Raw genomic sequence first — 14,464 nt, forward strand, 5'->3', positions numbered from 1 at the left:
GAGGCAGCATCGCTGCCATTTCGGGGCTACCTTTCAGCTATCTCAACCGCGCTTAGGGAAAAACGCCACCGGCGCGGTCAGGGTTTTCTGCGCGCCGGGTGGCGGAGCGGGCACTGGCGAGGCGCGTTTAACCAGCGACAGCGCCTCACGATCCAGCTCGGCGACGCCCGAACTTCTCGCCAGCGAAACGCTCAGCACATTACCGTCATCATCAATGGTGAAACGCACCAGCACGGTGCCGGTGTCGCCACGCTCCTGCGCCGCTTCCGGATAGCGCTTACGCTTCTCCAGGTGTGCCATCACTCGTCCTGCCCAGCTTGCCTCTTGAGGAGTGGAAACCGAACTGCTGGCGTTGGTTTTCTGCGCGGCGGTGCGCTCGGCCTGCTGCGTCTGCACCTGAGCCTGAACCGCCTGCTTTGCCGACACCTGCTCCTGATGCTGCGCCTGCTGCTGCTTCTGTTTTTTCTGTTTTTCCTGCTGTGATTTGCCCTTCTGGTCTTTTTTCGTTTTCGCCCCCGCAGCGGTGCGCTGGACGACATCCGGGTTTTCCGCCTTCGGTGCCGCTTTCTCCGGCTCTTTTTCCGGCTGCTTCTGAGGATCGACGGCCGGTGCAGCGGCGGCATCGCTCTGCGTCTCTTCCTTCACTTTCTCTTCGCTTGCCTGCGAATTCTGGCTTTCCGGTGAGATGTCATTACGTTCGGTCAGCACCGCCTGGGCGGTATCCGCCATCTCGATCATAATCGCCGCAGGCGGGGTATTATCGGCGGCGGTAATTGGCGGCATCCACATTAGCCACACCGCGGCACCAATATGCAGGCCTAACGCCAGCAGGCTGCCCGTCAGCCAGCTCGTTTTACCGGCGCGCTGCACATCATCAAACGTCACTGGCGTTGCCATGTCTAACCAACCTCATTGCATAAATCCCTACGGCATCCCCGGGAATTCGGGTCTCTGGTTAATAAAACGAATACGGAGGATAAATTTTCTGTTAAATCGGCAGTTTTTTTACGTCGGGGCGGAATTGGCAAGAAATCAGTACGGGCAGAAGAGGCGAATGGCGGATTCAGGGCAAGGCGGATGCCCCGCCCTGGATTATCAGAACTTCAGCGTGACGCTTCCGCGCAGCGTCCGGCCAGGGCCCGGCTGCGGCATGATGCTCATCGCTTCAACATAGTAGCGATCCGTGAGGTTATCGATATTCAGATCGAAGCTGGCATTTTTGTTCAGCTGATAGCTGGCATACAGGTCGATAAGCGCGTACGGATTCCATTTAGAGGCCTGGATTGAACCTACCCCCAGTGACTGAATCGTTTTTTCGCTGCCGTCACCAATCCCTTCAGTATAGCGGCTACCGATCCAGTTAAACCGCGTGCCCACGGTCAGCTTGTCGTCAAGGAAGCGGCTGCCGAGGTTCACCGTTACGGTATCCTTCGGCGGCACCTGCTGCAGGGCGAAGCTGTTGTAGATCCCGCCCGCCGCGCATTCGGTGTATTCCGGGTTAATGCTGCCCGGGACGGCGCAGAACATCACGTGGGTGTAATGGTTCCAGCCGATGCTACCGAACACTTTCCCCGTATCGTACTCGGCGGTCACTTCATAACCGCGCATCTCAGCCGACTTAAGATTCACACGACCCAGTGCGTACCAGGTAAACCATGGGGTTTCCATCGGAATATTGGAACGGGTAATGTAGTTATCAACGTTGTTATCAAAGTACGCCGCGTGCAGGCGAAGTTTATCTTCAGGCAGGAACACGCCGTCGCGCAGGAAGTTAATCCCCAGCTCGTAGCTGCGTGCCTGCTCCGGCTTCACCGGGTTATCAGAAACCGGCATGCCGAAGGACGGGCTGGTCAAGGATTCAAAGATGCTTGGGTTGCGCATCACGTTGCTGTATTTCACATACGGCTTAACGCCTTCCCAGGGTTCCACGGTCACACTGGCGATCCGCGACCAGCCTTTGTCCGTGCGCTCGTACGGCTCCGCCAACGTGGGGGCATTATCCAGTGTTTTGTAATGCTGATAGCGCAGGTTCCCGTTCAGCGTCAGCCAGTCCTGTGGTTTCCACTCTACGGTGGTAAACGCGTTACTCTCGCGGCGATTGCCTTCGCGCGGCTGCGGAATGGAAAGGAATGTGCTCGGGGTATAAACGATGCCATCCGGGCTGCCTACATCTTCACGCGTGTAGCCACCGCCGTATTCCACGCTGACGTCGCCTGCCGGGGTGTTCAGCAATGAGGTATTCGACAGCGTACCGCCCCAGCGCTCTGACCCCACCAGCATTCCCGCATCGTTCAACACGTACTGCGTGTTGCTATAGTTAGTAGCGTTCGCCCGGTTATCCACCTTATTGTAGAAGGTGTTGATCTTCAGGTTGATGAGGTCGGTTTCTTCAGGCTGCCAGTTATAGCGTGCGGTCCAGGTATCCAGAGTGATATTGCTGAGCCGCCCCTGATAAAGCCCCTGAGTGATATAGTAGGTCGATCCCAGCTGGTAACCATAGTCGCTGATGTACTTACTGTATCCCACTTCCAGCGTCTGATTATCCACCATCTTCAGCTTGCCTTTCAGCAGCCATGACTCATTGTTCAGCGAGGTGTTAAGTACCTGTTCGCCAGCGCGATAGGGGCTGACGCCACCGTTTATCCAGCGTTCATTACCATAATTATCAACATCAAAAGCGGGATGAGGCTGGTTGCCGCCGTGCTTACCGGCGTAATAGTTACCGTTGTAGCGTTGGGCGTAGGCCGCTACGCCTTCAAAATATTCACTGGTTCCGGCGATGGCGATACTGCCGGATCCCCCGGTGGCCTCAAACAGCCCGGGGCGGTTAGTATCGTTTTCATAATACATATCGGTCGGCGGACCATCCCAGACGTAGCCCAGCGTTTTCTTCATCCCCGCTCGGGTGCCCTCACGCGGCACGCTGCCGCTGTTGCCGTTGAATCCGCCCTTCAGCCGCACGCCGATGCTCTCGCCCGGCAGCAAAATATCTTTCGCACTGATGGTGTTAACACGAACCACGCCACCGGTAGCACCGACGGCATCTGCACCCATACTCGCGCCCTTCTCAATCGAAACTGAGCCGATAAAGTCCGGGTCAATATAGCTGCGCGAGTTAGAACCGTTATAGCCCTGATAGATGGTCGTTTCCTGACTGGATCCATCGACGATCACCGGTACGCGACCCTGGCCCTGCATGCCGCGAATATTCACGTCCAGCGCACCGGAGTTGCGGCCATCGCCGTTCAGTACGCCCGGCACGCCGGAAAGGAAGTCACCCACCGAAGTACCACGGAAGCGATCCACCTGCTCACCTGACAGGTAAGCGCTGGATCCTGCGGATTCATAAGGCGCATCGGCGGGGGTACCGCCCGCTTTAGCATTAACGGTAATGGTGCCGAGCATCAGTGAATCATCGCCTGCCGCAGCGGTGGTTGCCGACTGGCTCAGCGTGACCGTGTTGCTGCCGGTAAAGCTGTAGCTGAGCCCGGTTCCCTGTAACAGTCGGGAGAGCGCGTCAGCCGGTGTGGTGGTCGCCGTAACGCCGGCAGAACGCTGCCCTGCTGCATATTCCGGTAGATAGCTGACCTGCATGCCGGACTGGCGGCCGAAGTCGGCCAGCGCCGACGAGAGCGAACCGCCGGGAATACGGAAGTTAACCTGTTTTGCCTCTTCCGCCTGCACGGAAAACGGCAGCGCAGCCAGCGGCAGCGTGATACTGCCGAGCAGCGTGACGCTAAACAGTCGTGTTCCGACACGGCGCCCCACATTCATTTTCACTGACGAACTCATTAGATCCCAGTCCCCTGATAGTAAGCACGATGTTATGCATCGATTTTTAGTCCATCGATGTCTGTCTGGTTACTACAACGAATGAGAACGGGATTTTTTTTGTGTTTATGAAAATAAATGCGTTTTTATTTTATAAATTCTGTACAGGTCTCAGTTATTTACGTACTGATTTCAGGGGTAATACAGAGATAAGTGGTTGCGCTGGCTGGCAGTGCCCCCGGTCGGGCGTCCTCGCGCCGCGTTGCGGTCCCTTCACTTCGCTCGTCAGCCGATCGGACCGCCACAGACGGGTCGTCCTGGCCCGACTGTGACTTTCGTCCGCGTCCATGCGGCCGAATCCTGGCTTCCTCTCTACGTTCAGCGCTGCGGATTGCCCGAACGGAGGCACTGCCAGCCTGCTTTTGACTTTCGTGTTGCCTGAAAAATCTAAGGATTTAACGGTGAGTTTCTTCTTCACAATCTGAATCCAGATTGATTGCAAACCTGGGAGTTGGCTTAAGCTGTCCATGCCCCTGCTCAGGCAGATCCTAGCCCCATTTGCGATGCTTTCACTGCGTTCGTCCGCGTCCCTGCAGCCGAATTGGGGCTTTCATATTGAGTTCTGAATTACAGATTCCCATGGCGGACAGGCCACACGTCTGATGTTGAATTCTGGTGTCGACTTTTAAGAAAACACGATCGGACTTTGAAGCCATTAAAACTTAACGTCACAACCAGCGAGCACTATGTGGAAAAGGGGCCAGTCTCTGCGGCTGTTGGGCAATCCGCAGCGCTGAAGCGTAAGCAGCGGGGCCGGAGAGCCAGGCATGGATGCCTGGATCAGGCGCGGCGCGGGCAGGACGCCCGCTCTGCGCCGATCCGAAAGGCCGGATGCTGGAGCTGAAGAGACCGCATAGCGGCGCGAGGACCGCCCGACAGCCGCAGAGACTGGCCCCAAAGCATCATACCAACAGCGAAGAGCCCACAGTCCCGATGCTGGAGCTGAAGAGACCACATAGCGGCGCGAGGACCGCCCGACAGCCGCAGAGACTGGCCCCAAAGCACATAGCCAGCAGCGAAGAGCACACAGTCCCGATGCTGGAGCAGAAGGAACCTTGCAGCGACGAATCTTCAAAACGGAAACAAACGCGGAATCAACAGCACGCTGACCACCATCACAATCAGCGTAAACGGCACACCCACCTTCACAAAATCAAAGAACCGATATCCGCCCGGCGCACAAACCAGCGTATTCACCGGCGATGACACCGGCGTCATAAACGCTGCCGATGCCGCCACGGCCACCACCATCGTAAAGGGATAAGGCGATACGCCCATCTGATGTGCAGCCGCCACGCCAATCGGTGCCATCAGCACCGCCGTAGCGGTATTGGAAATAAAAAGCCCGATCGTCGCACAAAGCACAAACAAACACACCAGCATCACCTGCGGACTGTGGCCTCCCGCCAGCTGCATCAGCCCGTCAACGATCAGCGTCACGCCGCCGGTCTTCTGTAGCGCCAGCGCGAAAGGCATCATCCCGATAATCAGAATCAGCCCCGGCCAGTGGATTGACCGCCACGCGCTTTCCGCATCAATACAGCGGAACTTGCCCATTAACAGACAGGCAATAATAGCGGCAATCGGATTGGGAATCTCCTCGGTCAGCATCATCGCCACCATCAGCGCCAGGCAGAACAGCGCATGCGGTGCCTGACTGCTGGCAGGAGCAACCTCATCGACCTCGGCAGGCAGATTCAGCACCATAAAATCACGCTGGGTCTGCTGCTGGATCTGGGCAATCTTTTTCCAGTCGCCCATTACCAGCAGAATATCGCCCAGTGCCAGCGGCTCATCGGTGAAGGCGTTCTCCAGCACCTCACTGCCGCGCCGCATTCCCACCACGCTGATGCCGTATCGCGAGCGAAACGCGATTTCGCGCAGGCTTTTTCCCTGCAGCGGTGAGTCGGCCAGCAGTGATACTTCGGCCATGCCGACGTCGCGGGCGCGATCGGAAAAATACTCACCACGCAGTACCATCGGTTCCAGCTGCTGGCTGGCGCAAAACTCCCGCAGATCGATCTCGGCGGCGGACATATCGATCAGCAGCACGTCGCCGCTACGAAACTCGGTGGTTCCGGTCACCGGCACCATCACCCGACGAAACTTTCGCCAGCGCTCAAGACCCACCACGCTGGCACCGAAGCGCTCGCGCAGCTGTAAATCATCCAGTCGATGCCCAATCAGCGGCGAGTCCGGGCGGATCGCCAGTCGACGAGCGCGGCCGCTTAACCGGTACTGATGGATGAGTTCGCGGAAGGTGCGCCGGGCCTGCCCGGGACGCTCGGCGGCGGCCGGCGTCACCAGCCAGAAACGCGCCAGCAGCATATAGCCAATGCCCAGCAGCAGAACCACCAGCCCAATCGGCGTGACCGCGAAAAAGCCGAAACCGTTCAGCCCCTCACGCACCAGCTCGCTGTTAACCACCAGGTTAGGCGGCGTGGCAACCAGCGTCATCATCCCGCTGATCAACCCGGCGAAGCTCAGCGGCATCATCAGGCGGCCGGGGGAACTGTTTATTTTGGCGGCCACGCTCAGCACCACCGGAATAAAAATCGCTACCACGCCGGTCGAACTCATGATCGCCCCCAGCCCGGCGACGGTCAGCATCAGCAGCACCACCACGCGGCTTTCACTGTTGCCCGCGACTTTAATCAGCCACTCCCCTAGCTGAAGCGCCACGCCGGTGCGCACCAGCCCTTCACCAACGACAAACAGCGCGGCGATCAGGATCACGTTCGGATCGCTGAAGCCGAGCGTCGCCTCCTGCAGCGTCAGCGTGCCGCTCAACACAAAGGCAATAATCACCAGCAGCGCAACAACTTCCATGCGCAGCCTGCCGGTAATAAAAAGCATCACCACCATTGCCAGCAGGCAAAGTACCCAGAGCAGTTGATTGTTCACGGCGGATTCCCGTCATACGGCCACAATTGCCAACAGCATGACATAAAAAAACCCCGCAATAGCGGGGTTAAATCAAGGGATTAGTGCTTACGATGGACATTCACCGTCCCGTCAGGATCGCGGTGAACGATTAGCTCTTCCAGCGAGGTCAGAGCCATATCCACCTCGTTCAGGCGTGGCGAATCGGCAGGCGCGTTGACGGCCACCACGTGGCAGCCTGCGGCAAGGCCGGAAAGAATGCCCGCAGCGGCATCTTCCACCACCACGCACTCTTCCGGCTCCAGGCCCAGCAGATGCGCCCCCAGCAGATAGGCATCGGGCTCCGGCTTTCCGCGTTCAACGCGCTCGGCGGTAACGAAAGCCTGCGGTTCCGGCAGCCCGGTAGCGCCATGACGGGCGCTGGCAACTGGCACAGAGCCGGAGGTTACGATAGCCCAGGGAATTTGCAGCTCATCGAGCGTTGCCAGCAGGGAAAGCGCCCCCGGTAACGCCACGATACCGTCCGTGTCCTCAGCTTCCAGCCGCTCAAGGGCCAGAAACTCCTGCTGAACCTCTTCAGCCGAGGCACCCTGCATAAAGTGACGCAGTGAGGTGATAGCCTGCTTGCCGTGGATAAAAGCCAGGATCTCTTCGGTCTCAATCCCCCGACGACGGCCCCAGTTACTCCAGGCGCGTTCAACAACCGCAAGGGAATCTACCAGCGTGCCATCCAGATCGAACAGAAAACCTTTACACTTCACTGCGACTTCCTCATCAGGCGTTAATGACTTGTGCGATTTCATTCGCACTCAAATGATACTGTCGCGGACAATTGTGCCATACCGTAAGCATCCGTTGATACTTTTCCCACATCGGAACCTGTGCATCAAAGCGGTGGCTGCCGGCCGGGAAGTGCGTGTAGCGCCCTTCATGCTCGACCATAAAGCGCGTATAGCCAAGGTAGCGCCCTTCCGTGCTGCCATCGAAACCGAGAAACTGCAGCCTGCGCGGATCGATATCCTGCGAATCTTTCAGATTACTCCAGGATATATGCAGCGCGTGATGCATCTCCATCATCGCCAGCAGCGTGCGGCATTCCGCCTCGGGTAGCTGGCTCAGTTCGCTGTCCAGTTCGCGCATCTGCAAACCATAGCCGCGCTTGATAATGGTCTGGCAGCGCTGATAGTGCGCGGCATTTTCGGCATCAAGCATGGCCATGATCTGGTATTGATTGGAAAGAATTAAACGTTGGGCTGAGGTCATATCCATCGGGAGGCTCCCTGGTTGCGGAAATTATATTGTGGATAAGGATCTCACAGCCGCGCGGGGAGCTTCTTTGATGCAAAACGGGTTTCCAGATGAAAACCCGTAAAGGGATAACTTAACACGTTAATCGATGATCAATCTTGAGGATCAAAGATCGTCGAGGAAGGTTTTATCCAGCTGCTTAAACGCGCGCTTCAGCACGTCTGCCAGCGACTGATAGGTCGGCTTACCCTCTACGGGCGCAATCGCCTGACCCGCCGCCTGCAATTTTTCACGCACGTCGTGGAACCAGGATAATAAGGTCGGCGGCAGCGGGGTCACCGAACGCTTGCCCAGCCACCACAGCCCCTGCATCGGCAGGCTACAGGCAAACAGCGCCGTGGCCACTGCCGGACCCAGCTGGCCGCCCAGCGCGATTTGCCAGGTCAGGGTGAACACCGCCAGCGGCGGCATAAAGGCAATCGAGAAGCGGGTGGCGCGCGCCACCCGGTTTTCAGGAAACACGGGCGCAAGACGTTTATCGACGGGCCAGGTTTTCATATAGTGCTGCCCATTTTGGAACAGCTTGAACCAACCAACGGAGCCAGATTCATTCGCCATAGCGGACCTCAACTTCAGAGATAAAAATTAAAAAAAAACCGCAATACACCAACTTTACATGACATTATTCAAAATATTTTGTCTTTGTGGGCCACTCTGGTTATCCTGAGCGCGTTTTCGACTCTGAACAGCAGGCAACTGCAATCAAGAAGGGTCGGTCCCAGAAAGATCGAACAGGATTTCAAAAAATCCCGTAAAATACCCAAAATTTTTTTACTGCCGGTCACTGTAAAGTTATCTTCAGTATGACATGTGTCATTAATGTACCAGCTTTCATGCGCTACGCTGATAGTCTGTTTGAGTTTTATTTCGCCACTTTTAAATAAATAGGACCTTCCATGTCGAGTAAGTTAGTACTGGTTCTGAACTGCGGTAGTTCTTCCCTTAAGTTTGCCATCATCGATCCGGCAAACGGTGACGAATTCCTGTCAGGTTTAGCTGAATGCTTCCACCTGCCGGAAGCCCGTATCAAATGGAAACTGGACGGCGCTAAACAGGAAGCGGCTCTGGGTGCCGGCGCGGCGCACAGTGAAGCACTAAACTTCATGGTTAAAACTATTCTGGCACAAAAACCAGAACTGTCAGCACAAATCGCGGCAATCGGCCACCGTATCGTTCACGGCGGTGAGAAGCTGACCCAGTCCGTGCTGATCGACGATTCCGTTATCCAGGGCATCAAAGACGCCTCTGATTTCGCACCGCTGCACAACCCGGCACACCTGATCGGGATTGATGAAGCGCTGAAAAACTTCCCGCACCTGGCTGATAAAAACGTGGCCGTTTTTGACACCGCATTCCATCAGACCATGCCGGAAGAGTCTTACCTCTACGCCCTGCCGTACAAACTGTATAAAGAACACGGCGTACGTCGCTACGGCGCGCACGGCACCAGCCACTACTATGTGACTCAGGAAGCGGCGAAGGTTCTGAACAAGCCGGTTGAAGATGTTAACATCATCACCTGCCACCTGGGCAACGGCGGTTCCGTTTCCGCTATCCGCAACGGCGTGTGCGTTGACACCTCAATGGGTCTGACCCCGCTGGAAGGCCTGGTCATGGGCACCCGCAGCGGCGATATCGATCCGGCCGTGGTGTTCTTCCTGCACGACACTATGGGCATGAACGTTGACGCCATTAACAAGCTGCTGACCAAAGAGTCTGGCCTGCTGGGTCTGACCGAAGTCACCAGCGACTGCCGCTACGTGGAAGATAACTACGAAACCAAAGCCGATGCCAAACGTGCGATGGACGTTTACTGCCACCGTCTGGCCAAATATATCGGTGCCTACACCGCACTGATGGATGGCCGCCTGGATGCGGTTATCTTCACCGGCGGTATCGGTGAAAACGCCGCAATGGTGCGCGAGCTGTCGCTGGGTAAACTGGCGCTGCTGGGCTTCGAGGTTGACCACGAACGCAACCTGGCCGCCCGCTTCGGCAAATCGGGCTTCATCAACAAAGAAGGTACCCGTCCGGCCATCGTGATCCCAACCAATGAAGAGTTGGTTATCGCGCAGGACGCAGCCCGCCTGACCGCTTAATTTACCAATCTCCGTCAGCTCAGGCTGACGGAGTTGTTTTCAGACAGCAGAAGTTACGCTATAGCCCTGCTTTACGCTGCAAACATGCCTTCAGCAAAGATGCAGACAGATAAACGCAGGCTATAAGAGAGGTTATCGTGTCTCGTACTATTATGTTGATCCCTACCGGCACCAGCGTCGGCCTGACCAGCGTCAGCCTGGGCGTTATCCGTGCTATGGAACGTAAAGGCGTTCGCCTGAGCGTGTTCAAACCGATCGCCCAGCCGCGTACCGGCGGCAATGCCCCCGATCAAACCACCACCATCATCCGCAAAAACTCCAGCATCCCGGCCGCCGAGCCGCTGGCAATGAGCCGCGTGGAATCTCTGCTGGGCTCCAACCAGCAGGACGTGCTGATGGAAGAGATCATCGCCCGCTACCACGAAAACACCCGCGATGCGGAAGTGGTGCTGGTGGAAGGTCTGGTGCCAACGCGCAAGCATCAGTTCGCGCAGTCGCTGAACTATGAAATCGCGAAAACGTTGAACGCTGAAATCGTCTTCGTGATGTCGCTGGGCAACGACTCCCCGGCGCAGCTGAAAGAGCGCATCGAGCTGACCCAAAGCAGCTTCGGCGGCAGCAAGAATAAAAACATTACCGGCGTGATCATCAACAAGCTGAACGCCCCGGTGGACGAACAGGGCCGTACTCGCCCGGATCTGTCCGAAATCTTCGATGACTCGAACAAAGCCAGCGTCGCCAACATCGATCCAAAGCAGCTGTTTGCCAACAGCCCGCTGCCGGTTCTGGGCTGCGTGCCGTGGAGCTTCGAGCTGATCGCCACTCGCGCTATCGATATGTGCCGTCACCTGAACGCGCGTATCGTTAACGAAGGCGATATCCAGACCCGCCGCATCAAGTCGGTGACCTTCTGCGCGCGCAGCCTGCCGCATATGCTGGAGCATTTCCGCCCTGGCTCGCTGCTGGTGACCTCCGCAGACCGTCCGGACGTGCTGGTTGCCGCCTGTCTGGCCGCAATGAACGGTATTGATATCGGTGCGATTCTGCTTACCGGTGGCTATGCCATTGACGCGCCAATCCAGAAGCTGTGCGAGCGCGCCTTCCAGACCGGCCTGCCGGTATTTATGGTCGATACCAACACCTGGCAGACCTCTCTGAGCCTGCAGAGCTTCAACCTGGAAGTGCCAACTGACGATACCCAGCGTATTGAGCGCGTGCAGGAATACGTTGCCAGCCACATCGACGCCGAGTGGGTCGAGTCGCTGACTGCCGCGTCCGAGCGCAGCCGTCGCCTGTCTCCGCCAGCCTTCCGTTACCAGCTGACCGAGCTGGCGCGTAAAGCCGGTAAGCGTATCGTTCTGCCGGAAGGCGACGAGCCGCGTACCGTGAAAGCGGCAGCTATCTGTGCCGAGCGCGGCATCGCCACCTGTATTCTTCTGGGTAACCCGGAAGAGATCCAGCGTGTAGCGGCAGCGCAGGGCGTTGAGCTGGGCAAAGGTATTGAGATTGTTGACCCGGAAGTGGTGCGTGAAAACTACGTTGCTCGTCTGGTTGAGCTGCGTAAGAGCAAGGGCATGACCGAAGTGGTTGCGCAGGAGCAGCTGGAAGACAACGTGATGCTCGGCACCATGATGCTGGAAGCGAGTGAAGTTGACGGTCTGGTTTCCGGTGCGGTTCACACCACGGCGAACACCATTCGTCCACCGCTGCAGCTGATCAAAACGGCACCAAACAGTTCGCTGGTTTCGTCCGTATTCTTCATGCTGCTGCCTGAGCAGGTGCTGGTTTACGGCGACTGCGCCATCAACCCGGATCCAAACCCGGAGCAGCTGGCCGAGATCGCCATTCAGTCAGCGGATTCTGCGATGGCCTTCGGCATAGAGCCGCGCGTTGCAATGATCTCCTACTCCACCGGGAACTCCGGTGCCGGTAGCGACGTTGAGAAAGTGCGCGAAGCGACTCGTATCGCACAGGAAAAACGCCCGGATCTGGTAATCGATGGCCCGCTGCAGTATGACGCCGCGATCATGGACGATGTTGCCAAGTCTAAGGCACCAAACTCCCCGGTTGCCGGCCGTGCTACCGTGTTTATCTTCCCGGATCTGAACACCGGTAACACCACGTACAAAGCGGTACAGCGTTCTGCGGACCTGATTTCCATCGGTCCAATGCTGCAGGGTATGCGTAAGCCGGTGAACGACCTGTCTCGCGGTGCGCTGGTGGATGATATTGTCTACACCATCGCACTGACGGCGATTCAGTCAAAGCAGGCTGAAGGCTGATTCAGGGCGTGATGCTGTAGCGGGTCTTAGGGCGTGATGCAGTTCGATTAAAGCCGTTATCCTTTGGGATAGCGGCTTTTTTTATGGCTGGTGTTTGGATGACAGGGCTTATTATCTGGATGTTTTCGCTGCGGTTTGGATATTGTCGCTGCGGTTTGGATGTTTTTGCTGCGGTTTCTGGGGATAGGTGCCCAGCCCTGGCGGCGGCTGCCGGGCGGTCCTCGCGCCACGCGCTGCGTGGTGCCTTCGGTTACAGCTGCTGGCCGCCCGGACCGGCGGAGACGATACATCCATGTATCGACCCCGCCTGACGCCAGCCTCCCTGCTGGCATCTCCTGGCCATCAGCTTCCACCTCAGCGCTGCGGATTGTCCTTCAGCCGCCGCCAGGGCTGTGCCACCTTCAGTCTTTCTTCGTCGCTTTTAAAGATCACCGAACAGGCCAGCCTTCATGTCTGAAAATCCGAGTTCTGAATAAAAAAGAGAAACTCGGTCGGCACCGCACCACGCCGCACATCATCGGCTGGCATCTGCTATCGCCAGGAAATATCAGGGATATCTTTTTACCTGATGACCGCTCGACACTCGCGGCGCTGACGAACGTAGTGAGGGCACCACGCAACGCGTGGCGCGAGGACCGCCAGACGGGGCAACCACCCGTCAGCGCAGGCACCACGGCAGCAGCTAACCCGCTACTGTAACATCACGTCCAGCGCCCGCAGGTGCTCAGGCTGCCAGGAAAGCATCACCTCGCTGCCCGGCTGCCAGCGGCTGTCCATTTTTGCCGGCGACAGCTTCACCATAAAGCCCCCCTGACCGGCCACCTCGGTCAGCATACGCACATGGTCGCCAAGGTAGATAAACTGCTGAATTTTCGCCTTAACCTGCTGATCGCCCGCCGCCGGGGCGTTAACGTTAATGCGTTCCGGCCGGATGCTGAGCTGGATTTTTTTACCCGGCGAACTGGGCCGCACTTTCAGCGCGCTGAGCTGACAGCCGTCATCGAGCTGAACGCGATAATACTCCCCTTCAGCGCGCAGCTGGGTAGCCAGCAGGCTGTTGTTTTCGCCGATAAATCCGGCCACGAAGGCGTTATCGGGCTGCTCATAAAGCTTACCCGGGCTGTCCATCTGCTGGATCATACCGTCGTTAAACACCGCCACCCGATCCGACATGGTCATCGCCTCGCTCTGATCGTGGGTTACGTAAACGATAGTCAGGCCAAGCATCTGATGCAGCTGCTTAATTTCCAGCTGCATATGTTCGCGCAGCTGCTTATCCAGCGCACCCAGCGGTTCATCCATCAGCACCAGCTTCGGCTCAAATACCAGCGCCCTGGCCAGCGCCACGCGCTGCTGCTGCCCGCCCGACATCTGTGCCGGATAGCGATCCGCCAGCGAAGTGAGCTTAATCATATCCAGAATGCGACTAACCCGCTCTTTAATATCCGCCTTGCTGAGCCGGCGAATCGACAGCGGGAAAGCCAGGTTTTCCGCCACGGTCATATGCGGAAACAGCGCATAATTCTGAAAAACCATACCGATATCACGCTGGTGCGGCGGCAGCGTATGCAGCGGTTTTTCACGCAGATAAATCTCCCCGTCGCTCGGGGTTTCAAATCCGGCCAGCATCATCAGACTGGTGGTTTTCCCCGAACCGGAAGGCCCAAGGAGGGTGAGAAATTCCCCCTCATGCACGTCCAGATTCAGGTTGCGAACGACCAGCTTTTCGCCATCGTAGCTCTTTTTGATGTTCTTAAAACTCACCAGCGATCTCATCATTTTTGTCTCGTCGAAGCGGGAAATTTATCCCAGGCACGCTTTATGCATTACTCACACCGGGCGCATCCTCTGGGTGGCTCTTTTTTAGCTCTACCACAACAAATTTCGCTTCGACAAGCAGAATTTGACAAAAAACGAAAAAAACAAGCCTGAGAGATAATTCTTCAGGCTATTGTTTTCTATTGTATTTTTTAAATTAAACCAGACTCAGCCCCGTTCTCTTCCCGCAGAAACAGGCTAACGATCGGCCCGCACCACGCAGGTGCACAGCCCCTGCCCTTT

Annotated in this window: 9 protein-coding genes; 2 read left to right on the forward strand and 7 right to left on the reverse strand. The window is 57.0% G+C overall.

Features of this window, described 5'->3' with window-relative positions; translation table 11 throughout:
• Positions 1-42: 42 nt before the first annotated feature.
• From EC836_RS16950 to yfbV, 6 genes are all read right to left on the reverse strand, one after another.
• On the reverse strand, positions 43-897 hold the full coding sequence (locus tag EC836_RS16950; RefSeq protein ID WP_123335205.1) for an energy transducer TonB: 855 nt from the start codon (positions 895-897) through the stop codon (positions 43-45).
• 198 nt (positions 898-1,095) lie between these two features.
• On the reverse strand, positions 1,096-3,792 hold the full coding sequence (locus EC836_RS16955) for a TonB-dependent receptor (protein ID WP_123335207.1): 2,697 nt from the start codon (positions 3,790-3,792) through the stop codon (positions 1,096-1,098).
• Between the two features lie 1,110 nt (positions 3,793-4,902).
• On the reverse strand, positions 4,903-6,735 hold the full coding sequence (locus tag EC836_RS16965) for an SLC13 family permease (protein WP_199735216.1): 1,833 nt from the start codon (positions 6,733-6,735) through the stop codon (positions 4,903-4,905).
• A gap of 80 nt (positions 6,736-6,815) precedes the next feature.
• Positions 6,816-7,475, reverse strand: coding sequence for a sugar phosphatase (locus EC836_RS16970; protein ID WP_123335210.1), 660 nt, complete (start codon positions 7,473-7,475; stop codon positions 6,816-6,818).
• A gap of 13 nt (positions 7,476-7,488) precedes the next feature.
• Entirely contained in the window at positions 7,489-7,983 is a 495-nt protein-coding gene (locus EC836_RS16975; protein ID WP_123335212.1) for a YfbU family protein, read from the reverse strand.
• Positions 7,984-8,127: 144 nt separating this feature from the next.
• Entirely contained in the window at positions 8,128-8,580 is a 453-nt protein-coding gene (yfbV, locus tag EC836_RS16980; protein ID WP_123335214.1) for a terminus macrodomain insulation protein YfbV, read from the reverse strand.
• A 338-nt stretch (positions 8,581-8,918) separates the two neighbouring features.
• On the opposite strand from yfbV, the gene ackA reads away from it, so the two are divergent.
• Together ackA and pta are read left to right on the forward strand one after the other, a co-directional pair.
• Positions 8,919-10,121: an acetate kinase gene (gene ackA / locus EC836_RS16985; RefSeq protein ID WP_123335216.1), complete on the forward strand. Its 1,203-nt coding sequence runs from the start codon at positions 8,919-8,921 to the stop codon at positions 10,119-10,121.
• 137 nt (positions 10,122-10,258) lie between these two features.
• Complete coding sequence (gene pta / locus EC836_RS16990) at positions 10,259-12,403, forward strand: phosphate acetyltransferase (protein ID WP_123335218.1); 2,145 nt, start codon at positions 10,259-10,261, stop codon at positions 12,401-12,403.
• Between the two features lie 690 nt (positions 12,404-13,093).
• Here the strand turns inward: pta and EC836_RS16995 are convergent.
• A complete protein-coding gene (locus tag EC836_RS16995) occupies positions 13,094-14,179 on the reverse strand; it encodes an ABC transporter ATP-binding protein (protein ID WP_123335220.1) in 1,086 nt (361 codons plus the stop codon).
• Between the last annotated feature and the right edge of the window lie 285 nt (positions 14,180-14,464).

This window comes from Erwinia sp. JUb26 (assembly GCF_003751505.1).
Classification (GTDB): domain Bacteria; phylum Pseudomonadota; class Gammaproteobacteria; order Enterobacterales; family Enterobacteriaceae; genus Erwinia.

Coding starts and splice junctions, on each gene's coding strand:
- EC836_RS16950 (WP_123335205.1), bottom strand. CDS start 897: ATGGCAACGCCAGTGACGTTTGATGATGTGCAGCGCGCCGGTAAAACG.
- EC836_RS16955 (WP_123335207.1), bottom strand. CDS start 3,792: ATGAGTTCGTCAGTGAAAATGAATGTGGGGCGCCGTGTCGGAACACGA.
- ackA (WP_123335216.1), top strand. CDS start 8,919: ATGTCGAGTAAGTTAGTACTGGTTCTGAACTGCGGTAGTTCTTCCCTT.
- EC836_RS16975 (WP_123335212.1), bottom strand. CDS start 7,983: ATGGATATGACCTCAGCCCAACGTTTAATTCTTTCCAATCAATACCAG.
- yfbV (WP_123335214.1), bottom strand. CDS start 8,580: ATGGCGAATGAATCTGGCTCCGTTGGTTGGTTCAAGCTGTTCCAAAAT.
- EC836_RS16995 (WP_123335220.1), bottom strand. CDS start 14,179: ATGAGATCGCTGGTGAGTTTTAAGAACATCAAAAAGAGCTACGATGGC.